The sequence below is a fragment of the Bacillus sp. JK106 genome (assembly GCF_053663355.1).
Genome location: NZ_JBSJQC010000001.1, coordinates 607,229 through 630,878, shown reverse-complemented (window position 1 = coordinate 630,878; position 23,650 = coordinate 607,229). Strand labels below are relative to the sequence as shown.

The 23,650-nt window shown below is 45.4% G+C and carries 23 protein-coding genes and 1 tRNA gene; 9 read left to right on the top strand and 15 right to left on the bottom strand.

Going from position 1 to position 23,650, the window contains the following annotated elements; all coding sequences use genetic code 11:
* Window positions 1-89: 89 nt before the first annotated feature.
* Window positions 90-1,511 (top strand): lipase, encoded by a 1,422-nt coding sequence (locus tag ACWJJS_RS03240; RefSeq protein WP_454023306.1) that lies wholly within the window; start codon window positions 90-92, stop codon window positions 1,509-1,511.
* A gap of 16 nt (window positions 1,512-1,527) precedes the next feature.
* Entirely contained in the window at window positions 1,528-1,839 is a 312-nt protein-coding gene (locus ACWJJS_RS03235; protein WP_094247467.1) for a hypothetical protein, read from the top strand.
* Between the two features lie 59 nt (window positions 1,840-1,898).
* On the opposite strand, the gene ACWJJS_RS03230 is transcribed toward ACWJJS_RS03235, so the two are convergent.
* The 3 genes from ACWJJS_RS03230 to ACWJJS_RS03220 all read right to left on the bottom strand — a co-directional run bounded on the left by ACWJJS_RS03230 (window position 1,899) and on the right by ACWJJS_RS03220 (window position 4,905).
* A tRNA-Arg gene (locus ACWJJS_RS03230) sits at window positions 1,899-1,974 on the bottom strand.
* Between the two features lie 214 nt (window positions 1,975-2,188).
* Window positions 2,189-3,658 carry a glycoside hydrolase family 32 protein gene (locus tag ACWJJS_RS03225; RefSeq protein WP_102422876.1) on the bottom strand — a complete coding sequence of 490 codons (1,470 nt, stop codon included), beginning with the start codon at window positions 3,656-3,658 and terminating at the stop codon, window positions 2,189-2,191.
* 14 nt (window positions 3,659-3,672) lie between these two features.
* Complete coding sequence (locus ACWJJS_RS03220; RefSeq protein WP_146284041.1) at window positions 3,673-4,905, bottom strand: MFS transporter; 1,233 nt, start codon at window positions 4,903-4,905, stop codon at window positions 3,673-3,675.
* A gap of 390 nt (window positions 4,906-5,295) precedes the next feature.
* Here ACWJJS_RS03220 and ACWJJS_RS03215 point away from each other — a divergent pair, with 390 nt between their 5' ends.
* Both ACWJJS_RS03215 and clpP read left to right on the top strand, forming a co-directional pair.
* Window positions 5,296-6,270, top strand: coding sequence for a LacI family DNA-binding transcriptional regulator (locus tag ACWJJS_RS03215; protein WP_353575281.1), 975 nt, complete (start codon window positions 5,296-5,298; stop codon window positions 6,268-6,270).
* A gap of 247 nt (window positions 6,271-6,517) precedes the next feature.
* Complete coding sequence (gene clpP / locus ACWJJS_RS03210) at window positions 6,518-7,114, top strand: ATP-dependent Clp endopeptidase proteolytic subunit ClpP (RefSeq protein WP_003151513.1); 597 nt, start codon at window positions 6,518-6,520, stop codon at window positions 7,112-7,114.
* Between the two features lie 43 nt (window positions 7,115-7,157).
* Here clpP and ACWJJS_RS03205 read toward each other — a convergent pair whose 3' ends face one another.
* Window positions 7,158-8,018: a LysR family transcriptional regulator gene (locus tag ACWJJS_RS03205; protein WP_003151510.1), complete on the bottom strand. Its 861-nt coding sequence runs from the start codon at window positions 8,016-8,018 to the stop codon at window positions 7,158-7,160.
* A gap of 173 nt (window positions 8,019-8,191) precedes the next feature.
* Between ACWJJS_RS03205 and ACWJJS_RS03200 the strand changes: the two genes are divergently transcribed.
* Together ACWJJS_RS03200 and ACWJJS_RS03195 are read left to right on the top strand one after the other, a co-directional pair.
* Window positions 8,192-9,322, top strand: a complete 1,131-nt coding sequence (locus tag ACWJJS_RS03200) for a PrpF domain-containing protein (RefSeq protein WP_454023305.1) — start codon at window positions 8,192-8,194, stop codon at window positions 9,320-9,322.
* 42 nt (window positions 9,323-9,364) lie between these two features.
* Window positions 9,365-10,741: an MFS transporter gene (locus ACWJJS_RS03195; RefSeq protein WP_160249196.1), complete on the top strand. Its 1,377-nt coding sequence runs from the start codon at window positions 9,365-9,367 to the stop codon at window positions 10,739-10,741.
* A 208-nt stretch (window positions 10,742-10,949) separates the two neighbouring features.
* Here ACWJJS_RS03195 and ACWJJS_RS03190 read toward each other — a convergent pair whose 3' ends face one another.
* Complete coding sequence (locus ACWJJS_RS03190; protein WP_017418850.1) at window positions 10,950-11,525, bottom strand: LOG family protein; 576 nt, start codon at window positions 11,523-11,525, stop codon at window positions 10,950-10,952.
* Window positions 11,526-11,640: 115 nt separating this feature from the next.
* Between ACWJJS_RS03190 and ACWJJS_RS03185 the strand changes: the two genes are divergently transcribed.
* Window positions 11,641-11,961: a MazG nucleotide pyrophosphohydrolase domain-containing protein gene (locus ACWJJS_RS03185; RefSeq protein WP_077722899.1), complete on the top strand. Its 321-nt coding sequence runs from the start codon at window positions 11,641-11,643 to the stop codon at window positions 11,959-11,961.
* Between the two features lie 44 nt (window positions 11,962-12,005).
* Here ACWJJS_RS03185 and ACWJJS_RS03180 read toward each other — a convergent pair whose 3' ends face one another.
* Entirely contained in the window at window positions 12,006-13,595 is a 1,590-nt protein-coding gene (locus ACWJJS_RS03180; RefSeq protein WP_014305896.1) for a SulP family inorganic anion transporter, read from the bottom strand.
* Window positions 13,596-13,597: 2 nt separating this feature from the next.
* On the bottom strand, window positions 13,598-14,179 hold the full coding sequence (locus ACWJJS_RS03175) for a beta-class carbonic anhydrase (RefSeq protein ID WP_454023304.1): 582 nt from the start codon (window positions 14,177-14,179) through the stop codon (window positions 13,598-13,600).
* A 401-nt stretch (window positions 14,180-14,580) separates the two neighbouring features.
* Between ACWJJS_RS03175 and ACWJJS_RS03170 the strand changes: the two genes are divergently transcribed.
* Both ACWJJS_RS03170 and ACWJJS_RS03165 read left to right on the top strand, forming a co-directional pair.
* Entirely contained in the window at window positions 14,581-15,546 is a 966-nt protein-coding gene (locus ACWJJS_RS03170) for a 2-hydroxyacid dehydrogenase (protein ID WP_015387656.1), read from the top strand.
* 204 nt (window positions 15,547-15,750) lie between these two features.
* On the top strand, window positions 15,751-16,140 hold the full coding sequence (locus ACWJJS_RS03165; protein WP_223151841.1) for a ribonuclease: 390 nt from the start codon (window positions 15,751-15,753) through the stop codon (window positions 16,138-16,140).
* 59 nt (window positions 16,141-16,199) lie between these two features.
* On the opposite strand, the gene ACWJJS_RS03160 is transcribed toward ACWJJS_RS03165, so the two are convergent.
* The 8 genes from ACWJJS_RS03160 to ACWJJS_RS03125 all read right to left on the bottom strand — a co-directional run bounded on the left by ACWJJS_RS03160 (window position 16,200) and on the right by ACWJJS_RS03125 (window position 23,402).
* Window positions 16,200-16,946 (bottom strand): arylamine N-acetyltransferase family protein, encoded by a 747-nt coding sequence (locus ACWJJS_RS03160; RefSeq protein ID WP_070082432.1) that lies wholly within the window; start codon window positions 16,944-16,946, stop codon window positions 16,200-16,202.
* A gap of 24 nt (window positions 16,947-16,970) precedes the next feature.
* On the bottom strand, window positions 16,971-17,228 hold the full coding sequence (locus tag ACWJJS_RS03155) for an HPr family phosphocarrier protein (RefSeq protein ID WP_025853523.1): 258 nt from the start codon (window positions 17,226-17,228) through the stop codon (window positions 16,971-16,973).
* 23 nt (window positions 17,229-17,251) lie between these two features.
* Window positions 17,252-18,202 (bottom strand): DNA-binding protein WhiA, encoded by a 951-nt coding sequence (gene whiA, locus ACWJJS_RS03150; RefSeq protein WP_017418846.1) that lies wholly within the window; start codon window positions 18,200-18,202, stop codon window positions 17,252-17,254.
* 26 nt (window positions 18,203-18,228) lie between these two features.
* The gene (locus tag ACWJJS_RS03145) at window positions 18,229-19,182 is read right to left on the bottom strand and encodes a gluconeogenesis factor YvcK family protein (RefSeq protein WP_454023303.1); all 954 of its coding nucleotides are present in this window, start codon (window positions 19,180-19,182) and stop codon (window positions 18,229-18,231) included.
* Window positions 19,179-20,066, bottom strand: coding sequence for an RNase adapter RapZ (gene rapZ / locus ACWJJS_RS03140; RefSeq protein ID WP_012118535.1), 888 nt, complete (start codon window positions 20,064-20,066; stop codon window positions 19,179-19,181). Before rapZ ends, ACWJJS_RS03145 begins: the two co-directional genes overlap by 4 nt.
* A 25-nt stretch (window positions 20,067-20,091) precedes the next feature.
* Complete coding sequence (locus tag ACWJJS_RS03135; RefSeq protein ID WP_003151491.1) at window positions 20,092-20,559, bottom strand: 8-oxo-dGTP diphosphatase; 468 nt, start codon at window positions 20,557-20,559, stop codon at window positions 20,092-20,094.
* 273 nt (window positions 20,560-20,832) lie between these two features.
* Window positions 20,833-21,783 carry a thioredoxin-disulfide reductase gene (trxB, locus tag ACWJJS_RS03130; protein ID WP_007407423.1) on the bottom strand — a complete coding sequence of 317 codons (951 nt, stop codon included), beginning with the start codon at window positions 21,781-21,783 and terminating at the stop codon, window positions 20,833-20,835.
* A gap of 206 nt (window positions 21,784-21,989) precedes the next feature.
* Window positions 21,990-23,402: a C40 family peptidase gene (locus tag ACWJJS_RS03125; protein WP_003151485.1), complete on the bottom strand. Its 1,413-nt coding sequence runs from the start codon at window positions 23,400-23,402 to the stop codon at window positions 21,990-21,992.
* Window positions 23,403-23,650 lie beyond the last annotated feature (248 nt).

Below are 23,650 nucleotides of genomic sequence, written 5' to 3'. Positions count from 1 at the left end.
TATAATAATAATTATAAGGATAAAAATGTATTTTTTCATAGAATCACCCTTTCAATAATTCATTTTACATTATATGTGAGGAGTTTTGTATGGCCAAGAACATAAAAGTACCTGAAGTATCGGATGAAACTTATTATTTACTTAGTCGGTACGCATATAATTATAATAAACTGAAAGAAAGTCTAAAAAACAATCAACCTATTATAGCTGATAGAAATATCCCTTGGTATGTTGAGAAAATAAAAACTGACGAAGATACTGGATTGGACGCAGTTGTACTATCAAAAGGAGAAAAAACACACAACGGAAAATGGGTAAAATCAAAAAACCCCGAAAACGTGGTCGTCGCCTTTGCGGGAACCGATATCGGAAAAGACCCGATCAATGACGGCGTAAAAGCGGACGGCGGGAATATTGTTTTCGGAAATGATCCGCAAAAAGAAGTGTATTATATTGTAAAAAAAGGCGCGGAGGATACCTCGAAAACACTCGGAAAATACAATGGAACGCCCTCTCAAGACGCCATGCTCACAACCGGAAAGTATAAGCTGATAACGAAAACATCGCAAATCGATCAAGCCGATCAGCTGGTACGCAGCGTAAAGAAAAAGTATGCCGGAACGTCAACGATTATTTCAACAACCGGCCATTCACTCGGCGGCGCTGAGGCCGAATACAGCGCGGTGAATAATGATGTGTACGCCGTCGCGTTTAACAGCCCTTCCGTCGTAAAACTGCACGATGAAGAAACACAGAAAGACATCAACAGCGGCATATACGATCCATACATCCGGTCCATTATCAATCCGGACGACATGGTCGGGGCGGGTTATTGGAACGAATATGACCGCCACAACGGGACAACGATTTATACGAAAAACCCCTCACTCTCACAGTTCAGCCGGAAGCAGCGGCTTGGCGGGAACTTGAACGAGCAGATCAGCAAGAATCTCGCTTATTTCTTCACTACGGTCATTCTGAGAAATCCGGATACACACGGCTTAAACGAAGCGAATTTCATATTTGACCGAAACGGAAACATCACAAATCCGAATGGTGATGAATTAGTTTTCGATAAAAACCTCGGCGCTCTCCTGCCGGCCGGTGCGATCGGAAGCGGAGACGCGATAAAAGTAACGCCGAAAAACGCAAAGAAGCTGGCTGAAAAGGTGCAGGCCATGACTGAGGATTTGCGGACGATGAAAAAAGAAGCGCAGAACGCCTATCAAGAGCACGATGAAAAAATCGCCGAGCTGAAAACGGAATTTTACGGCCAAGTTGGGCATGGCTTGTTTGATCAGCTTCAAGCACAGGACGTGACCAATACAATTGAAGATATTGCGCAATCCTACGATAAAGGCCCGATTTTTTACGACACACAGGCTGAGCAGGCGTTTATTGATTCTTTGCAGGCGGCGATCACGGACCTTGAAGAGATCGGCGGATTCTTACATAAAATAGCGGACGAATTTCAGGAAAAAGACCAGATGCTCGCAAACTGGTTAAGATGATAGAGGTGGATACATAATGCCGACATTAGACGAACTTTTAGAAAACAAGGACGACCCGATGAAGAAAAGGCTGCAGCGGCAGATGCTGAAAACCGTCATGACACAGGCAGCGGAGACAAAACTGGAGACAGTGCGCCGAACGCTGAAACCGACATTCGAAATGGATACGTTGAAAGATGAATTATATGAAGTTTATTCAGCCTTATTGAACAGCTTCGAAGGCAAGGCGCAAAAAGCTCTCGCACAGCGGATCAGTGAAAGTGCGCGGCTGATTGCCGGAACCGAACATAACAGAGACACATTCGTTAACAGTTTCAAAACAAGATAAAATAAAAAAACCTCGCAGATTTATCATCTGCGAGGTTTTTCCTATCGTCTTAACTGAGACGCGCTCGGAGGGATTCGAACCCCCGACAGACGTGGTACCGGAAACCACCGCTCTATCCAACTGAGCTACGAGCGCACGTTTTTTCAATCAGATACCTTTATATTATAATAAAGAAACGCACAGAAAGCAACTCTTTTTTGATTACACACAACAGGATTATGCAGCGTCCTCATGCAGCATAATCCTGCATCATTTAACAGCATTGATTTTCACAAAAAACTTATTTCAGGCGGACGCCCCCGGCTCGGTGCATTTCCAGCCGCTGCAGAAAAAGCGGCAATCACTCGTTTCAGCTTTTTTTCCAAATGTCTTTTAACGTCCAATAGGTGAATTCCTCAACCTTTACGGCGCCTTTCTCAGAAAACAGCTCAATCCCCAATCTGCCCTCATTCGGATAGATACGGCTTGTCATCGTTGTTTCTCCATGATTGGCGAATACTTCAATCGAGGATCTGTCAATAAAGATACGCAGCGCCAGCTTGCCGTTTGCATCCAGCCGCACCCTTCTCACACCGTCTTTCGCTTTCCCCATCTTAGTGCAATCAAGTGTCAGCTTTTTATCCGTTAGATTGTATGTCAGCACAAGTTCTTCTTCGTCAAGGCCGCGAATTTTAAAACCTGCCGCTTCGGCATCAGAATCGTTTACATCAAACACGGCTCGGACTTCAAGCAGGTCTTCGGACGTCTTTGCCAAGTAACTCCCTGAAATCGATCGTCCGGCACATTCCCGATATTCCATTTTCCGCAGCTGCTTGGTTTCTTCCACGGGATTCATCAAAAGTTTATGATCATCACGCAAAGTCAGTTCTCGCGGCAAAGTCAGTGCACCGCACCATCCGTCTGCTTTTGTCGGCATCTCAGATTCCCACATATCCATCCAGCCGATAGCAATTCTGCGTCCTTTATCATCTAATAATGTTTGCACGGCGTAAAAGTCATGGCCGTGATCCAGTTCTTTAAAAGCGCCGTGTGTAAATTTGTTTGTTTCATTATTATAGTCACCGATTAAATAGCCGGTTTGATGTAAATTTTGATAGGAATCACCGTCCGCTTCAATACCCTGTGGCGAAATCAGCAGGACATGTTTGCCGCCTAGTTCAAAGAAATCAGGACATTCCCACATATAGCCGAGATTACCGTCACTTTGGGCGAGAACCCCCGCGTATTCCCAATCACGCAAATCAGGTGAACGGTATAAAACGACCCGTCCGACATTTTCTTTTGAAGAGTTGCCGATGACCATATACCAAACATCGCGATGCTTCCATACTTTCGGATCGCGGAAATGACGGGCGCTGTCTTCCGGCGGTTCCGCAATAACGGGGTTTTCCTGAAGCTTTTCAAACACGGTGCCATCTTGGCTGACAGCGATATTTTGAGTTTGATAGAATAGGTCTTTCTCTTGATCAATTATATTATGTCCTGTATAGATGAGGGCCAATCTTCCATGATCATCGACCGCGCTTCCCGAAAAACAGCCGCTTTGATCGAATGCGTCGCCCGGAGCTAAGGCAACCGGCAGGTGCTCCCAATGAACGAGATCTTTACTTTTTACGTGTCCCCAATGCATCGGCCCCCAATGCTCATCATACGGATGATGCTGAAAAAAGACGTGGTATTCTCCTTTAAACTGAATAAGCCCGTTCGGATCATTGATCCAATTCGCCCGCGGCATAATATGATACCCCAATCGATACCTTTGTTTTACTTTACCCTCGGCTTCCTTCAAAGCTTCTTCCGCCTGCTGAATTCTATCCATTTGTAACATCCTCTCTATCCGATTTTTTGCAGACGCTGGACACGCCTGCTGTTTTGTTTCGGGCCCAATAAAGTAAATATGGAGATGACGGTAAAACCAAAGACGACGAATCCCATGATGAGATAGGTTTGACGGAACCCCGCACTGTCATATAATCCTCCCGCAAGCGGCGACAGAATCGACGCGCCTGCCTGAGATGCGAATTGAAAACCGACGAGATAAAGGACGGACGACAGACGCGTATCAAAATTGGCAGCCAAATATTTAAAAACGGCGATCAGCATAATCGGCAATTCCAGTGCGTGGATGAGTTTCATTGATGAAATGCCTACAGGCTCAACTGCAATTCCGGACCCGACGATGCGGAAAGCCATTAAAAACCCCGCTAAAATCAAACTGTTTTTCGCTCCGAACTTATTGACGATAAAAGGCGCAAGAAACATCATGCCGGCCTCCAAAAACACCTGGAATGAATTCAGATAGCCGAATACTTGGTTACCCATCGACACTGAAGGAAACAAAGACGCATAGTAGATCGGGAACTGCTGATCATATACGCCGTAAATGCAAGTCACCCCGATAATGTACATCATAAAAAACCAGAAATCTCTTAATAAAAAGAGCCGCCCCACATCTTTTAACCGGACCGAATCCGCTCTGTTTTTCTCATGATCGGTCATTTCTATTTTCACAGACATGATAATGGCCGTTAATATGACGGCTGAAACAGAGGCGATCCAGAAGTTGATATTGGGATTGATATTGAAAAGCTGCCCTGCAAAAAATGCAGCCGCCGCCCAGCCCAGCGAGCCCCACATTCTTGATTTTCCATACTCGAAATCATACTTACGGCTGACCTTTTCAATGTACGTTTCAATCGCGCCTATTCCCGCTAAAAAAGCGGCTCCCAAATATAAGCCTCCGACAACGGCGCCAAGAAAGACGTTGTATTGTAAAAGCGGCCCATAGACGAAGATATAAAACGGACCCGTGAATATGAGAAGACAGCTGATCATAAACAATATCTTTTTCTTCAGCCCCAATTTGTCAGAGATAAAACCGTAAAGAGGCTGCATGCACAGGGCAAATACGGCGTTTACAGAAAAGATAATGCCTGTCGCTGATCCGTTTAAATTGATTTCCTGCCCTAACCAAATCGCAAATAAAGAATAGCTGGAAGACCAAGTAAAAAAGAAAAAGAAGAAATAAGCACTCAGTTTCCAATACAGACTTTTTGAGCTTTTCATTTGCACCGCTCCTTTAATAGGACCTTTTAACAGCCGTTTTAGAGCCGCATACTTCCTTCTTCATATTCATCACATACATGTGAGCTCCGAGTAAGCGCTTACTTTCCGCCGCTGCTTGATTCCTTCACTTTATTGCCGCCAGCCATCTCTCCATACCCGTCACTTCCCTTCACTCCGTAAATAAAGCGCTTTCAAAGAGAATTGTATGTCAACCGGTTTCATATGTCAATCGGTTGACATACAATTTTCTGATTATTTCAATCAAACAAAATGCACCCTCTTTATATGAAAACAGAAACATGGAATGTCCTTGCACATGTCAGCCTGATTCTCTAAAATAAGTGCGTGACGGAAATTGTAAGCCATTTCAGTAAGCAGGAGGGCACGGGAATGAAGCCTAACATTCATGATGTTGCGAAAATAGCGGGAGTTTCATCTACAACCGTTTCGCGGGTATTAAATAACCGCGGCTATATCAGCGAAAAAACAAAAGAAAAAGTGTACAAGGCGATGGAAGAAATCAATTACTTTCCAAACGATCTGGCCCGCTCTTTATTCCGAAAACGAACCAATTTAATAGGACTTATCATTCCAAACTCCAGCAACCCGTTTTTCGGCGAACTCGCCTTTCATATTGAAAGCATTTGTACGTCCATGGGCTACAAACTGCTGCTTTGCAACAGTTTACATCGAAAGGATAAGGAAGAAAAATATTTGGAGATGCTGATAAGAAACCAAGTGGACGGCGTGATCGCCGTGACTTACAACCGGGGAATTCTCAATTATCACAAGCAAAATCTGCCGATTGTCGCCATTGATCATTACTTATCGGACACGATTCCAGTCGTCGGCTCAGACAACTATGACGGCGGAAAAAAGGCGGCTGAACTGCTGATTGAAAAAGGGTGCCGGCACATCGTCCATCTCAACGGCCCGATTGAACTCGAAACACCGGCAAACCTCAGAAGAAAAGCATACGAAGACGTCATGCATAAACACGGACGGAAGCCTATTACATATGAAGTACCCTTTTATCAGCATTACCATGATATTATTTCAACATTATTCGATGAACAGCCTGACACCGACGGAATTTTTGCCAGCGATGATATCATGGCGGCTGCCGTGATGAACGAGGCTAAAAAACGGGGGAAAGACATCCCGAATCAATTAAAAGTGATCGGTTATGACGGCACTGAAACCGTTCAATCGGTTCTGCCGGACTTGACAACCATCCAGCAGCCGATCGAATTGATTTCCAAAACAGCCATCGAGATTTTAGCAAAAGAAATTGAAGGCGAATTTGATGATTTGCCGCTGGAAACGTGTTTGCCGGTACGGCTTTTGGAAGGACGGACAACGTAGTCAGACCGTTCAGCCGTATGTACCGACGGAACTGCGGTCTATTTTGAGCGCTCCGGCCATATCATTTTCTCAAGGCTCCGGCGCTGATCATCCTCATTTCCACTTTGCTGTTTGAACTTTTTGTTTTATGGGAAAAATGGTGTTAGAAGAAAAGGTTGGCATTTTGGTCAGCGTTTTGTTTGACCTTTATTGACCAAAAATGTATCATGTAAATACATACTTACCTAAAAGGTGAAGGAGGAGCATTATGAATTTAATACCTACAGTCATTGAACAAACGAACCGCGGAGAAAGAGCTTATGACATTTACTCCCGTCTTTTGAAGGACCGTATTATCATGCTTGGATCTGCGATTGATGACAACGTTGCGAACTCCATCGTGTCACAGCTTTTATTCCTTGAAGCGGAAGACCCTGAAAAAGATATTTCCATTTACATTAACAGCCCTGGCGGATCAATCACTGCCGGTATGGCAATCTATGATACAATGCAGTTCATTAAACCGAAAGTATCCACGATCTGCATCGGTATGGCCGCTTCTATGGGAGCATTTTTACTTGCAGCCGGAGAAAAAGGCAAACGTTACGCGCTTCCTAACAGTGAAGTTATGATTCACCAGCCGCTTGGCGGAGCGCAAGGACAGGCGACAGAAATTGAAATTGCGGCAAAACGCATTCTCTTGCTTCGCGACAAATTAAACAAAGTGCTTGCTGAACGTACCGGCCAGCCGCTTGAAGTCATTGAGCGCGATACAGACCGCGACAACTTCAAATCAGCTGATGAAGCCTTAGAATACGGCTTAATCGATAAAGTGCTGACACGCAATACGGAAGACCAGAAGTAATGCCTCAGAAACCTGCAAGAGATGATGTCTCTTGCAGGTTTTTTTATGCTTTATTCCCATTCAAAAAAGTAATGAATGCTTTGACGACAGATAATTCTAACGCTGAAGAATCATACATGAGCCAAGTATCGCGTATCACAGGCTCGTTATTTTTATAAGACAGCGCCAATGTGTATAATTCATCAGAAGGCTGAAGACAGATTTCCGGCACAACAGAATAACCGAGGCCGTTTTTCACCATCTCTTTACAGGTTTCCTGCCTGTCTACCTCCATTGCAATGAAAGGCGGTTCAGTAAATTGGTTATTCCACCATTTTTGAATCAAACTTTTCAAAGAAGCATCAGTTTGATAATAAATCATCGGCAATTTGGGAAGGTCCTCACTGTTGATTTCAGTTTTTGAAATAAGGTACAGCCTCTCTTCATTCAGCAGTTGTTTTTCCCCTTGCCAATCATAATTTCCCCTCATAATCCCAAGGTGTACCCCCGAATGATGAAGCAGATCCATCACCTTCGCACTCCATCCCGTATTGACGTGGAATTGAACAGACGGATACTGATCAGAAAACCGTTTTAGAATCGCCGGGAGCTTATACTGAGCAAAATTGCTTGAGACTCCTAATCTGAGAACCCCGCTGACTTCATGGCTCATATTGAGCATATCATCCTTCACTCTTCTGAACTCCTGCAGCATCTCTTTCGAATAATCAACCAGATGTTCACCTTCTGAAGTGAACTCCATCCCTTTTTTTCTTTTATAAAAAAGGCGCACTCCGAATTGTGCTTCCAGGTTTTTGAGCCGATAACTTAACGCCGGCTGTGTCATATATAATCGCTCTGCCGCCTTCGTCATATTTTTTTCTTCGAATAATGTAATGAGCACAATCCAATCCTTTTCATCCATATGAAATCCCCCAAAATATTTTTCTGCTATAAAATTTTCTCATATTATAAAAGTTTTTTATTCAACTTTATAAAAATTATATGTTTTACTTATAATCCTTATTTATCATACGATATCTTCCAAAGGGACCGGTACCTTTTTATCCACACAAAATGATGTAAGGATGAGACAGCATGGAAAAAGTTCCTGTAACCGTTATGAGAGGCGGCACCAGCAAAGGCGTTTTTATTCTTCAAAAAGACATGCCAGACGATACAAACCTATGGAGCGATTTTCTTTTAGACATTATGGGGAGCCCTGACGAGAGACAAATTGACGGTCTCGGCGGCGGCCATTCTCTCACAAGCAAGGCAGCCATTATTAAGAAATCCGCCAGAAAGGACGCAGATGTTGAGTATACATTTGCGCAGGTCAGTCTGACTGACAAATTTACCGACTTCAAAGGCAATTGCGGAAATATCTCTTCTGCCGTAGGCCCTTATGCTATTGAGAAAGGGCTCGTTCAAGCTGAAGAGCCGGTGACAACAGTCAGAATTTTAAATACAAACACTCAAAAAGTGATCGCAGCAGAAGTCGAAGTCAGAAATGGAACATTTCATTACCAGGGGGACTGCTCTATTCCGGGGGTTCCAGGTACAGCTTCTCCTATTTATCTTTCATTTCACCAGGCTGAAGGGGCGGTGACCGGAAAACTGTTTCCGACCGGTCAGCCTATTGATGTTCTCGATACACCGTATGGGAATATCTCCGTATCGATTATTGATTACGCCAATCCGCTTGTCTTTGTCAAAGCAGAGGACGCGGGGCTTACCGGCATAGAACTTCCGAACGAATATACTCCGGATATATTGGAAAAGCTCGAAATAATCCGATCAATTGCAGCCGAGAAATGCAGATTCGCTCCGAGACATGAGGCTGCTGCAAAATCACCGGCCGTACCAAAACTGACATTAATCTCATCTCCAGCGGATTATATCGATACAAAAGGGATAAAGAGACACGCAGAAGAGATGGATCTTGTCATTCGTATGATGTCCATGCAAAAACCGCATCAAGCTTTAGCCATTACAGGGGCGGTATGTACGACTGCCGGCATGCTATTGCAAGATACAATATTATCTGAATTTTCATTCTCCGGCAGAACGATTCGATTGGGGCATCCAAGCGGTATTTTAAAAACCGAGGCAGATGTTGATCCGGATGGAACAACGATTAAAGTAGTACGCACAGCAAGAAAAATCTCTGAAGGCTATGTGTTTACTAAACAAAGTTACAACATGAATACGCTGAATCACATTGGTTAATACCGTCTTCAGACAAGTCAAAGATAAACGGAGGAATACGAGATGATCAATGTAAATGCGTCTAATCGATTAAACAGACTGCCTTTTTCAAGGGCCCATCAAGCAGTGCTCGTTATCCTTTCATTCGCTTACTTTTTTGATTTTATCGATTTAAATACGTTTTCATATTCGGCGCCTTCACTTTTAAAGGAATGGAACATATCCACTCATACCATCGCTTTTATTACGTCTGTCTCCTATTTCGGGATGTTTATCGGCGCCTCTGCCGGAGGATGGTTTTCAGACCGTTTCGGAAGGAAAAAAGGTTTAATTCTGGTTGTCACCTTTTTCTCTTCCTTCTCCCTCCTCTCTTCTCTGGCTTGGAACCCAGAAATACTCGGTGTTTTTAGATTTCTTACGAGTTTAGGTATCGGCGCCACAACGATTGTGGCAAGTACGTATATCAGCGAATTTTTCCCATCCGCAACTAAGGGAAAATACCAGGCAATCTGTATTACAATCGGCATATGCGGAATTCCTGCGGCCGGCTGGGTGGCTAAATTGGTCGTGCCGTCCGCCTCTTACGGCTGGCGGTTTATCTTTCTATTCGGCGCTGTCGGTATTTTTTTTCCGCTGATCGCCAGAAAACTGGAAGAATCACCGAAATGGCTGGACACGAAAGGAAAAAGCGAACAAGCACACCGCATTCTGCTTGAACTGGAGGCAAAAGCAGAAAAAGAAAAGGGTGAACTGCCTGAACCAGCTCCGGCTCTGCAAAGCAGACAAACCGCTGTAAAATCCGTTCCATATCGGACGCTGTTTCAAAAGCCTTTGGCAGGAAGAACTTTTGTTTTAATGACGATGTGGGCAGCTTCCACGATTGCAATTCAAGGCTTTGGCACGTGGGTTCCCACCCTTCTGGTGAAAGAAGGCGTATCAATGGATGAGTCTATCGTATACGTCACTCTGGGAACGATCGGTGCCCCGCTGGGCGCTCTCATTGCGTCGCAAATCTCTGACCGTGTGGATCGAAAGTGGGCCATTTCTGTTTTATCGTTAATTATTATGGCGCTTGGATTCTTTTACGGCATCAATCCTTTGCCGATGGTCATTATCGTATGCGGATTTCTCATGCATATGTTTGAGCGTACTTTCAGTTCGATCGCATATGCTTATACGCCGGAATTATATCCGGTTGAAGCCAGGGCATCTGGAAATGGCCTCACTTACGGCGTAGGACGCCTTGCAAATGTAGCCGGTCCCTTTGTCGTCAGTTTCCTGTATTCAGGCTACGGATTTTTAAGTGTTTTCTTGTTCTTTACAGGCTGCTGGTTTCTTTGTGCACTGACAGTCGGTATATTTGGAATCGGTTCAAAAAAACAAAAGATGCAGCAGGATGATTTCATATCGGAAGAAACATTCGTACAACAAAAGTTGTAAACGCATACAGTCTGCAAACCGCAAAACATCCATCTCCTCTGAGGAAATGGATGTTCTTCTTTCAACCCCAACAGCATTCTCATTCGCATCTTATTCTCAGCCATATCTCTTATTACGAAGAAAGGCGTGGTACGCACGAGAAAGAGAAAAGAACTTTCCGTCAGAATGAATCAGATGCAGCCGCCGAAACATATTTCCGACCGTTGCCTCACAATTCCTGCCATTTCTTATCTAAAATCGGGTATGTATACCGATTCATCTGCTCAATCAGCTCATCCGGCCGGGAGGAACTGTGTATCAGCTTTAAATGAGACTCATTCGAAAATCCTTCCTGAATGCTGTACTTGACCATCTTCATCATCGGCTCAAAATACCCGTTCACATTGTACAGTCCGATCGGTTTTTGATGAATGCCGATTTGCGCCCAGCACAGCACTTCAAATAACTCTTCATATGTTCCGAAACCGCCGGGCATGGCAATGTACCCGTCGGCAAGTTCACTCATTTTCGCTTTCCGCTCATGCATGCCGCTGACTTCAATCAGCTCCGTCAGATTCTGATGAACAATCTCTCCGCTGAAAAGCCCGCTCGGCATGACGCCGACAGCTTTTCCGCCGCCTGCCATTAACGCATCAGCAACGGTTCCCATCAGACCGACCCGTGAACCGCCGTAAACAAGGCCGATTCCCTGCTCCGCCATATATTCACCCAGTTCGGCCGCTTTGCGTTTGTACTCTTCATTTACCCCCGGGTTTGACCCCGCAAATACACAAATGGTTTTCATTTTTTCATCTCCGCATCTATATATGTACATCAATAAATCAAAATACACTATATATTGTCCCATCTCTATATGATAATATCAATAAGAATCATACAGGACATAAGGAGTGTTTCACATGCAGATGGCTGAAGCAGAACAATGGACGAAAGATTTTTACGAAAAACGAGGATGGACGGCGTACGGGCCATTTATCAGAATCGGCTTTTTAATGGAAGAGGCGGGTGAGCTCGCCCGGGCGGTAAGAGCATATGAAATCGGCAGAGACCGGCCGGATGAAAAGGACGCAACCCAGGCTGAACGCAGACAGGAGCTGATTGAAGAAATGGGTGACGTCCTCGGAAATCTGGCTATCCTTGCCGATAAGTACGGAATCACGTTAGAAGATGTGATGAAAGCCCATCAGGAAAAACTGATCAAGCGCTTTGAAACCGAATAAAAACACGGCCTGTCCGCTTTTTCATGGACAGGCCGTATCTGAATTTATCCCGTTATCTCGTCCTGATGCTCAAAGAAATGCTGTTTCCCGATTTTATGAAACAGCCCCGTCTTCCGGATCAGCTCTCTCGGCTGTGATTGCAATCCGACGATCATCAATCTCCCGTTATGCCGTTTGATCCGGTTCATCACATTCCCCAGCACCGCTTCTGCGGAGGTATCCATGTAATGTACATTATTCATCAGCAGAATAAGCGTCTTCGGCTTTTCCTGAAGCCTCTCCAGTAGCGATGATTCCAGTGAATCAATTGAACCGAAAAACAGCGGCCCTTCAATGGAATATGTGCTGACGGACGAATCATTTTTAACCGATTTGACCGCGGCATGCGGTGTTTTAATGCTTGTTGATTCGCTCATTTTTCTGATAAAGAAAACAAAAGCGAGCACAAGACCGGCAGAAACGCCGATAATTAAATCAAACAGAACCGTCAGCAAAAAGGTTGCCGCCAGTACGAATGAATCAGTGTTTTTCAGCCGCATCATATTGGCGACTTCCCTCCGCTCACTCATGTTCCAAGCCACAACCATCAATACCGGCGCCATGCTTGCCAGCGGTACGTGAACGGCAAGCGGGGCGAAGACGAGCAGGACGAGGAGGACGGTGACTCCGTGGACAACACCGGAAATCGGAGAAACTGCGCCGTTTTTAATATTTGTTGCGGTCCGCGCAATCGCTCCCGTTGCCGGTATGCCGCCGAAAAGCGGCGCTGCCATATTGGCGATGCCCTGCCCGACAAGCTCCCTATTGCTGTCATGCCGTGATCCTTTCATATTGTCCGCGACCATCGCCGATAATATGGATTCAAGTCCGCCGAGAAGCGCAATGATCAGAGCCGACGGAAACATCATCACCATGTTATCAATTGAGAAATCCGGAAGCTGGAAAGCCGGAAGCTGCCGCGGAATTTCCCCGTAAGCAGAACCGATTGTCGCCATTTTGTCAGGAAAAAACACGACCGCCGCGGCTGTAGAGACAAGCAGGGCCACAAGCGCGCCGGGAATCTTCGGCATCAGCCTGGCTGATAACAGCAAAATGGCCAAAGCAATTCCCGCGATGAGGATACTGTACAAATTAAAGGTTCCGATCTTCTTGCCTATTTCCGCAATGTTGAGGATAAAGCTTTCATGCTTTTGGATATCGCGCAGACCGAGAAAATGGGCAATCTGCTCCGAGAAAATCAGCACTGCGATCCCGGCCGTAAATCCGACGATCACCGGCTTCGGCACGAATTTCATAATCTTTCCGAGCTTAAATACGCCAAACAGGACGAGCATGACGCCTGCCATAAAACCGGCTACAAGTAAATTCTCAAAACCATACTGCATCACAATGGCAAATAAAATGGGAACAAACGCCCCTGTAGGCCCGCCGATCTGATATTTAGACCCGCCCAACAGCGAAATCAGAATTCCGGCCACAATAACGGTGTAAAGCCCGTATTCCGGACCGACCCCCGAGGCGATGGCAAAGGCCATTCCCAGTGGAATCGCTACAATTCCGACCACAATTCCCGCGATTAGGTCTTTCTGAAATTTCTGCAAATTGTACCCCTGGTATCTGCCGGTAAATTGCATCGTCAGCTGCATCCTCCTTTGACTGTTTCATAACCGTCAACGACTACATCCAGCGTCCCCGTTCCCGGATCGATCACCAGCCCGTGCACCGGCACCTCTTCAGGCAAGAGCGGATGATGCCTGACCATATTCACGCTGTGGCCCACGCTTTCTTCGACGCTGTGAAAACCGGTCAGCCATGTTTCCAAATCGACTCCCGCATGCTGCAGAAGGCTCAGACATTTGTCCTCCACGCCGCGCTCTTTTGCTTTATTTAATATGGAAGCCGCATTTAATCCCGACATTCCGCACTCGCGGTGACCTATGATGCAGACTTCCTCTGCCTGCAGTTCATAAACGGCAACCAAAATGCTCCGCATAACACTTCCAAATGGGTGAGAAACAATGGCTCCCGCGTTTTTTATGATTTTGGCATCGCCGTTTCTGAGTCCCATCGCCTGCGGCAGAAGCTCCGTCAGCCTTGTATCCATACAGGATACGATGACAAGCTTTTTTTTCGGGAATTTTGTCGTTTGGTAAGGTTCATATTTCCTTTCTTGGACAAACTGCTGGTTGTGCTCCAAAATGCTTGATAAAGAAACCATTTTTCTATTCATCTCCCATCCGATTGTATTGCAAGCCTTCTTACCCAGCTTACAGTAAGGAATTATAGCACAGAAAAAGGCCTCAAAAGCGCTTTCAAAAAAAGACACGATAATTTGACTGTAAATTCAGATTATATTCATTTATATCTTTCAAAAATAATAAAATTTATCTTTACACCAACCTATAAAGCTTTTAAAAACAGCGGTTCCGCTCATTTTGCCTTCAGAAATATAGGCGGATTCTGTTACTGTTTGGAGAAATCAAGCATGTACATTTCTTTTTCCTTTCATTTTAAGTTCAAAAGAACCAGAAATTTATCGTAATGCGTTTGAATATTTCTCACGTTACCGCTTCTCTTATATAATAAAATAGAGAAGAAAGACAAAGGAGGAGAAGCCCGTTGAAACCCTATGTATTCATCGCGAAACCGATACCGCCCGAAGTCGAACAAATGATAGGCGAGCATTGCCGCTATGACATCTGGAAAGAAGATACCATTCCAAAAGAGAAACTGTACGAAAAAATGAAAGATGCTGAAGGGCTGCTGACATCCGGAACGGCGATTGACAGTGATTTACTGGATCACGCGCCGAAGCTGAAGGTCGTCAGCAATAATTCAGTCGGCTATGATAATTTTAATATTGAAGAAATGAAAAGACGCGGGGTTGTCGGCACGCATACACCGTACACCTTAGATGACACTGTCGCTGATCTGGCTTTTTCATTAATTCTGTCTTCCGCCAGACGGGTTGCCGAATTGGATCGATTCGTCCGCGCCGGCAAATGGGGAACCGTTGAGGAGGAATCTCTTTTCGGTATGGATGTCCACCATCAGACATTAGGAATTATCGGCATGGGCAGAATCGGTGAACAAGCTGCCAAACGGGCAAAATTCGGCTTCGATATGGACGTGCTGTATTATAACCGCAGCAGAAAACCGGATGCTGAGAAGGAACTCGGGGTTACATATGCCGACTTAGATACACTGCTGAAAACATCAGACTTTGTGCTTTTAATTACGCCGCTTACTGACGAAACGTATCATATGATGGGAGAGCGGGAATTTAAATTGATGAAAGATACGGCATGTTTCGTCAATATTTCCCGGGGAAAGACGGTTGATGAGAAAGCGCTCATCCGCGCATTGCAGGAGGGCTGGATAAAAGGCGCCGGTTTAGATGTGTTTGAAAAAGAGCCGATCGCCGAAGACAATCCGCTCCTGCAGCTGGAAAACGTCACATTGCTTCCTCATATCGGGTCAGCAACGGCAAAAATCCGCTTGAATATGTTCAAGCAAGCCGCACAAAACATGATTGACGCCGTATACGGAAAAACACCGAAAAACCTCACGAAGGAATTTCAATGAGATGAAAAATCCCGGCCGTTTCAGCCGGGGTTTATTTTTCACTAGATCAAAAGTACTATTTTAAAATTCTTTCTATTCCTTTCTCTTGATGCTGATACAATGAAAAGGAATCAGCTTCACATGATAAAAATGGGAGGTATTGCTTTGAAAAAACGATTATCGTGGATTTCCGTTTGTTTGCTGGTGCTGTTCTCCGCGGCGGGGATGCTGTTTTCAACGGCTGCCAAGACGGATACATCTTCTCACAAGGCGCACACTGAAGCACAGGTTATCAACACGTTTGACGGGGTTGCGGATTATCTTCAGACCTATCATAAGCTTCCTGATAATTACATTACAAAATCAGAAGCACAGGCCCTCGGCTGGGTGGCATCAAAGGGGAATCTGGCGGACGTCGCCCCGGGGAAAAGCATCGGCGGAGACATCTTCTCAAACAGGGAAGGCAAACTCCCTGCAAAAAGCGGACGGACGTGGCGTGAAGCGGATATTAACTATACATCAGGCTTCAGAAATTCAGACCGGATTCTTTACTCAAGCGACTGGCTGATTTATAAGACGACAGACCACTATCAAACCTTTACAAAAATGAGATAAACACATACAAAAAACGGCTTCCCTGCGGAGGCCGTTTTTTTACAGAGAACCTGCGAGCTTCATATAAAATGAGCAGTAAATTTTTCTTCGAACTCTGATCGGTCTATTCTGCTGTTTTCCGCCGTGCCATCGTGTTTTTTTATTGTTATATTGCGTTCAGACAGAACCATGTGCCCTTCCGGTGTCCGCTTAGAAGCAAGCAGGCGTTTGTTGAAAGGAGAACGTTCATGTTCAAAGATTGTTTGTTTCATAGACTTGAGGTCCTTTTCATCGATTTCTTCAAGCGAAAATGCGTAACCTGTCTGCCAGCCGTCCCCTTTGTTCATTTCAAGCACGTATGCCCCGAATTCCGTATCTTCTATCCTCACGCGGAACGCTCCGGCCGCTGATACCGTCTCGTCTCCCGACATCGGCACAGGCTGCATGGCGAGATTGAGGCCGAAGCCTGCATCAGCGATGTACTCATTCCCTCCGGCGGAAAGAAGTACGGCCGCATGTGTGCCGGGCAGCGCCCAGCCGTTTTTCCAGACCGTTCCGCGGATCAATTTGACATCCAATCCGGCATCTTTCAGGATGAAATAAAGCAGTCCGTTCAAGTCATAACAAAGGCCGCCATGAGGTTCCTTCACCATGTGCCGCCACAGTCCTTCTTTCGTGACGTCATATTCTTTTTTGGACAAAACCGCGCGATTTTCAAACGGAAACCGATACGCGAGCGCCTTTAAAAACTCCGGCAGGTTGCTGAAATCGAGGGAATCCTTTTCCCAGCCTATCGTTTGATAACAATCTTTCAGAAACTCATTCATCGTTCCGTCCCCCTTACAAAGTGTTTACACTTCTTCCTGCACATAAGCGGACAACTTTTCCAGCGCTTCCTTTTCATCGTCGCCTTCAGCGATCAGAGTGACTTCCGTCCCCGAGCTGACCGCCAGACTCATTAATCCCATAATGCTTTTGGCATTCACTTTCTTGCCGTTTTTCTCAAGAAACACATCTGATGCAAAACGATTTGCCTCCTGTACAAACAATGCAGCGGGGCGCGCCTGCAATCCCGTCTTTAAACGCACTTCCACTTTCCCCTGAACCATAAGATCTCCCCTTTTCTGTACGGTTATTTCAAAGTGATGCTTTGTCCTGTACGCAGCTGTTCTGCGATTTCATCGAGCTTTCTCAGCCTGTGATTGATGCCGGATTTGCTGATTTTCCCGCTTGCAACCATTTCCCCCAGTTCTTTCAGCGTGACCTCCTGATAATCAATCCGCAGCTGCGCAATTTCGCGAAGCTTTTCCGGCAGCGCTTCAAGACCGATCCGTTCATCAATGTATTTAATATTTTCCACCTGTCTGAGAGAAGCCCCGATGGTTTTGTTTAAGTTTGCTGTTTCACAATTGACGAGGCGGTTCACTGAGTTTCTCATATCTCTGACAATCCGCACATCTTCAAAGCGCAGCAGTGAATTGTGAGCGCCGATGACATTCAGAAATTCAGTGATTTTTTCCGCCTCTTTTAAATACGTAATATAGCCTTTTTTCCGTTCAAGCGTTTTGCTGTTCAGATGAAATTCATTCAGCAGCGCGCATAATGAATCGTTATGTTCCTTATAAAGCGAGAAGATTTCCAAGTGGTACGACGATGTTTCCGGGTTATTCACAGATCCCCCCGCCAAAAACGCCCCTCTCATATAAGAACGTTTGCAGCACCGTTTCGCCACCAGTTCCTCAGAAATATTCCGTTCAAATATAAAGTTCTCCCCGAGGATTTTCAATTCCTCTAAAATCAGCTTTGCATTTTCAGAAAAGCGCACAATATAAACATTGTTTTTTTTCAGCCGCATTTTTTTTCTGACTAACAGTTCGACCGATACATCATATTGTTTCTTCAGCAATGTATAAATGCGGCGGGCAATCGCCGCATTTTCGGTTTGAACGTCAAGCACGAGATGGCGGTTTGAAAATGACAGGGAACCGTTCATCCGAATCAGCGCGGACAGCTCCGCCTTGGCGCAGCAGTCCTTCACTTCCAGATTCGTCAGTTCTTTTTTTGTTTCCGATGCAAATGACATATTAGCCACCTCATTTCAAAAGGCCTCTAGTCCCTTAATAAATCGACAAGAAGAGAAGCCACTTTATGTGTATCGTGACGGATTACGCCATTTTTATACGTGATAATCTGATCCCTGATGACCTCAAGCCCCATGGATTTCAGCTTTTCAACATTGAAGTCGACGGGCCGGGCGAGCTCTTTCGCATATTTGCTTTTGATTTCGTCAGGGATCTCCTCATTGTTGATTAAGATCGTGTCGATAAACGGCTGCTCCATATGATCGTTCAGCGCCTTGACATGGTCGGCCGCGCTGTATTGAAGCGTCTCGCCGGGCTGTGTCATGACGTTGCATATATATACTTTTTTGGCCACGGCCTTGACGACTTCCTCTCCGATTTTCGGCACGAGCAGATTCGGAAGAATGCTTGTGTACAGGCTTCCCGGACCGATAATGATTAAATCGGCCTGACGGATGACGTCAATCGTTTCCGGCAGCGGATCAATTTTTTCAGGCGTAAGAAACACCCGTTTAATCCGCTGGCCGTAAGAAGGGATTGTCGATTCTCCGGAGACGACCTGCCCGTCCTCCATTTCAGCATGAAGAACGACACTGGTGTTGGCAGCAGGCAGCACTCTGCCGCGGACATTCAGCACCTTGCTCATTTCGGTGACAGCGTGAAAGAAATCACCGGTTATATTTGTCATCGCTGCCAAAATCAAATTGCCGAGCGAATGTCCGGTTAAGTCGCCTCCCTTATTGAAACGGTGCTGAAACAGATTTTCAACGAGCGGCTCAACATCTGACAAAGCGGCCAGTACGTTACGGATGTCACCCGGCGGCGGAATTTGAAGTTCATCCCGCAGACGGCCTGAACTTCCGCCGTCATCAGCAACTGTCACAATCGCCGTAATATCAACGGGCTTATGCTTTAACCCCCGAAGCAGCACGGACAGACCCGTTCCGCCGCCGAAGATTGCGATTTTCGGCTTCTTATTCATTTCCGGCTTCTCTTTTCAATGTCCCGGTGAGTGACATGAGTATAGAAATCTTTTTTAAAATAGTCAGCCAAATACTCAGCGAGCGTGACGGAGCGGTGCTGGCCGCCCGTACAGCCGATCGCGATGACAAGCTGGCTTTTCCCTTCCCGCTTATAAGACGGAAGCATAAAGCCGAGCAGATCAACAAGCTTTTCAATAAACTTTTGTGTTTCGTTCCACTTCATCACATAGGATGACACTTCCTCATCTTTCCCCGTAAGCGGTCTCATGCTTTCAATGTAGAACGGATTCGGCAGAAACCTTACATCAAACACGAGGTCGGCATCTATCGGAAGCCCGTATTTGAAACCGAATGACATCACGTTCACTGTAAATGTTTCACCTTGGTTCGTGGCGAAATGCGCCACGATTTTTTCACGCAGATCACGCGGTTTCATATCCGATGTGTCATAGATCAGCTGAGAGCGCCCTTTCAATTCTTCAAGTAGCTGGCGTTCCAGTGCGATTCCTTCAAGAGGAAGCCCGGTAGCTGCCAGCGGGTGAGAACGCCTCGTTTCTTTGTATCTCGTCACAAGGATGGAATCCTTAGCGTCTAAAAAGAGAATACGCGGTGTAATCCACGGATTTTCCGCCATTTCATCCAGCGCCTCAATCAGCCTGTCAAAAAATTCACGTCCCCGCAGATCCATGACAAGCGCGACCTTGCTCATTTTTGAACTTGATTCTTTCATCAGCTCCAAAAATTTCGGCAGCAAGGAAGGCGGCAGATTGTCGACGCAAAAATAGCCGAGATCCTCAAAGCTTTGAATGGCGACGGTTTTCCCCGCTCCAGACATTCCCGTAATGATGACGAGCTGAATATCATGGTTTTCATTCATACTCATCTTTCTCCCCCCTGCGGTCTTTCTTTTATTTGATAAGCTGCGGATCTAAACGATAGCTGAGCAGCTCGAAGTCCGGCGTATACGTAAAGGTGCCGTGCAAAAGCCCTTGGCCCTTGATCATAAAATCAAGGATATGCCCGTCTCCGGGGGCCATCGGAAGGCTGTGGATATCTTTTACGTCATGCCACTTCAGAACGCCTTCCTCTGATTCAGCGACATTCCGCCCCGTGTAGGAGTCGGCGACGAAAGTAAACATCATCCACTCTGACACGATTTGTTCCTGTTCCTTAATAATAAAGGTAAACACGCCTTTTAACTGCGGATTTAGTATATAAATGCCCGTCTCTTCTCTGTACTCTCTGATGACGGAATCTCTGACGGATTCGCCGCTTTCCATCTTCCCGCCGGGCGCGACCCACCAGCCCCGTCTCGGCTTTTGGAGAAGGAGAACCTGATCATCTGTCTGCAGCACACAATTTGTCACTCTTTGCACAAGTACGTCACCTAACCTTCTCAACAAATCATCGTCTCTTCATTATACCGTTTCGGCATGTCTCTCACAATGCAGAGACACCGACATCCTTTTCTTTTATTTGACAGAAAACAAAAAATCGCAAAAAAAGGGCACGGATACTGGAATCCGTGCCAAAGTGTATTCATTAAAAAGGGGGTCAATTACTACATTCATCTTAAAACATCAGTATTTCACCCGTGTTACAGCGTAATTAAAACACAGTAACGATTCAAAAACTGAACATTACAGTGATTATTTAACGGTTTTGAGCGTTTCCTCAAGCTCTTCCACATAATGCTGAACGCTTTGAGCCGCAATACTTCCGTCGCCTGTCGCCGTTACGATCTGGCGGAGCGTTTTTTCCCGGATGTCTCCCGCGGCGAAAATGCCTGGAACTTTTGTCTCCATTTGGGCATTTGTTTCAATGTAGCCTTCTTCATTTGTGATGCCCAAGTTTTCGAACGGTTTAGAAAGCGGAAGCATACCGATATAAATAAAGACGCCGTCAGCTTTGAATTCTTCCTCTTCTCCCGTCACGGTATCCACAAGAGTAAGTCTGCCGACTTTTCCGTTTTCCTCATGGATTTCTTTTACGGTTTTGTTCCATTTGAAGTCAATTTTCTCATTGTCAAAGGCACGCGCCTGAAGAATGCTTTGCGCCCGCAATTTGTCACGTCTGTGAACGATGGTGACTTTTGAAGCGAAGCGTGTCAGATAGACGCCTTCTTCAACGGCGGAGTCTCCGCCGCCGACAACGACAAGCTCTTTATTTTTAAAGAACGCGCCGTCACAAACTGCGCAGTACGATACGCCGCGGCCGCCCAGTTCTTTTTCGCCGGGGACACCGATCTTTTTGTATTCCGCTCCGGCAGAAATGACGATGGCGCGCGCTTTATATTCTTTTGAACCGGCTTTGACCGTTTTATATTCTTTACCGTCAACAATTTCTTTAATATCGCCGTACGCATATTCCGCACCGAATTTTTTCGCATGTTCAAACATTTTATTAGAAAGTTCAGGGCCGAGAATGCTTTCAAAACCCGGATAGTTTTCAACATCCTCCGTGTTGGCCATCTGGCCGCCCGGAATTCCTCTTTCGATCATTAATGTGGATAAGTTCGCTCGTGATGTGTAAACAGCAGCGGTCATCCCCGCCGGACCCGCGCCGATAATGATCACATCATAAATTTTTTCTTCTGACACCATGATTCACTCCTTTTCGAAATGGGGCGCACCCTATATGACTAAGAATCCCCATCAATCGTATTCCTTACCCATATCCTATTAAATCTGAGGGCAATTCGCTATTTTTTTGCTCATTTTTCTGAGAAACCGTGATTAGGCAGCTCCTGAGCGGGTATACAAATAAAGAAAGAGCCTTCCGGGATAGAAGGCCCTTGTCTTATTCATTATTGCACGACACGTCTTACATTGCCGTTGAATGCTTTCTTCCAGTAAGGGTTGCTCATAGAATCAATGGATACACCGTGTGATGTATTATCGTTCAGGAACGTTCCGTTACCTAAGTAGATGCCGACGTGGCCGTTTGTTTTATACGTGTTGAAGAAAACTAAGTCTCCGCGTTTCATGTCAGACGCGCTTACTGCTTTACCTCTTCCGATTAATGTATCTGTGTTTGTGCCGCTTGCAGGTCCGAGATTAACGCCTGCGTTAGCATAAGCCCAGCGTACGAATGAAGAGCAGTCAAAAATACGGTTGTCAATATCGGATTGAGTGCGTCCGCCGCCGAATTTATACGGAGATTGACCCACAAGGCTTGATCCTACGCTGATCGCGCCTTCAATACCGCCTGAATTTGAAATAACAGATCCGCCGTCAGAATCATCTGAACCGCCGCTGTTATGAGATGATCCGCCTGAAGTGCTCTTCGGTTTGCTTGAGCTGTCAGATGAATCAGATGATGTTGAAACAGCCGCTTTTTTCACAGTTTTAACCGCCGGTGCCGGCTGGCTGTCATCTTTTTGGTTTTGGTCTTCAGAAGCTTTTTGCGCTTCTTCCTGTTTTTTGATCAGGGCAGCCGCTGCAGCCTGCTCAGCTTTAATGCGCTTCTGTTCTTTTTCAGTGTCAGCTTTTTGGTTTGCAAGCTGTGACGCTTCTTTTTTCAGATCAGAGATAGCGGAAGCCGCTTTTTTCTGACCGTTTTTCGCTTCGTCGAAAAGCTTGTCTTTCTGATCAAGCTGTTTGTTCAGGTCTTTTTGCATAGACTCGAGTTTCGCAAGATCATCTTGAACTTTTTTCAGCTTCACGTTAAGTTCAGCCTCTGCGTCTTCGAGTTTCGCTTTATCCTGCTCCTGCTGTTTGATCAGGTCTTTATCCGCATCAACGATAGAAGATACTGCAGTCGCACGGGAAATGAAGTCTCCGAAGCTTGTCGCTCCTAAAAGTACATCTATGTATCCTTGAGAACCGCCGTTTTCCTGTAAAGAACGAACGCGTTTTTTCAGGATTTCATTGCGTTTTTCAATACGCGCTTCTGTTTCTTTGATTTCTTTTTTCAAATCAGCGATCTGCTTTTTCGTTTTTTCGTTTTCAGCTTTTTTATCTTCGATTTTATTGCTTGTATCCAACGCTTTAGCGTTAATGTCTTTCAGTTCTTTTTCAATCTTAGCCTGCTTGTCCTGAAGCTTGGACAATTCTCTTTCTTTTGCTTCAAGGCTTGAAGCCACCTCAGATTGCTTGCTTTCAATTTTCGCTTTTTTGCTGTCTAATGTTTCCGCCGATGCAGTTTTTGTAAACGGGATTAAAAAACTGCTTGTCCCGATGACGGAAGCCAAACCAAGTGTTAATAAACTCTTTTTCACTTTTTCTTTCCTCCCTTTTACTTTAAACCTGTTCTCATTTGGAATTCTATTATGAACATCAAAGTTACGCTCCCTCACATACCCGTGAGGCTGATGATTTTTATGTACGATTCTTTGAATCTGGTTAATTGGCATAGATTATACAGCACATGTAAAATAAACTAATCTCTTATGTACGAGACTCATTATACCATCATGTTTCGACAATTTTTATTACAGTTATATTTCAATGTGATTGCAAATCTCAT

Coding starts and splice junctions, on each gene's coding strand:
- ACWJJS_RS03200 (WP_454023305.1), top strand. CDS start 8,192: ATGGAAAAAGTTCCTGTAACCGTTATGAGAGGCGGCACCAGCAAAGGC.
- ACWJJS_RS03235 (WP_094247467.1), top strand. CDS start 1,528: ATGCCGACATTAGACGAACTTTTAGAAAACAAGGACGACCCGATGAAG.
- ACWJJS_RS03240 (WP_454023306.1), top strand. CDS start 90: ATGGCCAAGAACATAAAAGTACCTGAAGTATCGGATGAAACTTATTAT.
- ACWJJS_RS03155 (WP_025853523.1), bottom strand. CDS start 17,228: ATGGTTCAGGGGAAAGTGGAAGTGCGTTTAAAGACGGGATTGCAGGCG.
- ACWJJS_RS03165 (WP_223151841.1), top strand. CDS start 15,751: ATGCTGTTTTCAACGGCTGCCAAGACGGATACATCTTCTCACAAGGCG.
- ACWJJS_RS03215 (WP_353575281.1), top strand. CDS start 5,296: ATGAAGCCTAACATTCATGATGTTGCGAAAATAGCGGGAGTTTCATCT.
- ACWJJS_RS03220 (WP_146284041.1), bottom strand. CDS start 4,905: ATGAAAAGCTCAAAAAGTCTGTATTGGAAACTGAGTGCTTATTTCTTC.
- ACWJJS_RS03190 (WP_017418850.1), bottom strand. CDS start 11,525: ATGAAAACCATTTGTGTATTTGCGGGGTCAAACCCGGGGGTAAATGAA.
- ACWJJS_RS03145 (WP_454023303.1), bottom strand. CDS start 19,182: ATGAATAAGAAGCCGAAAATCGCAATCTTCGGCGGCGGAACGGGTCTG.
- ACWJJS_RS03195 (WP_160249196.1), top strand. CDS start 9,365: ATGATCAATGTAAATGCGTCTAATCGATTAAACAGACTGCCTTTTTCA.
- ACWJJS_RS03185 (WP_077722899.1), top strand. CDS start 11,641: ATGCAGATGGCTGAAGCAGAACAATGGACGAAAGATTTTTACGAAAAA.
- rapZ (WP_012118535.1), bottom strand. CDS start 20,066: ATGAGTATGAATGAAAACCATGATATTCAGCTCGTCATCATTACGGGA.
- ACWJJS_RS03225 (WP_102422876.1), bottom strand. CDS start 3,658: ATGGATAGAATTCAGCAGGCGGAAGAAGCTTTGAAGGAAGCCGAGGGT.
- ACWJJS_RS03180 (WP_014305896.1), bottom strand. CDS start 13,595: ATGCAATTTACCGGCAGATACCAGGGGTACAATTTGCAGAAATTTCAG.
- clpP (WP_003151513.1), top strand. CDS start 6,518: ATGAATTTAATACCTACAGTCATTGAACAAACGAACCGCGGAGAAAGA.
- ACWJJS_RS03175 (WP_454023304.1), bottom strand. CDS start 14,179: ATGGTTTCTTTATCAAGCATTTTGGAGCACAACCAGCAGTTTGTCCAA.
- ACWJJS_RS03160 (WP_070082432.1), bottom strand. CDS start 16,946: ATGAATGAGTTTCTGAAAGATTGTTATCAAACGATAGGCTGGGAAAAG.
- whiA (WP_017418846.1), bottom strand. CDS start 18,202: ATGTCATTTGCATCGGAAACAAAAAAAGAACTGACGAATCTGGAAGTG.
- ACWJJS_RS03205 (WP_003151510.1), bottom strand. CDS start 8,018: ATGGATGAAAAGGATTGGATTGTGCTCATTACATTATTCGAAGAAAAA.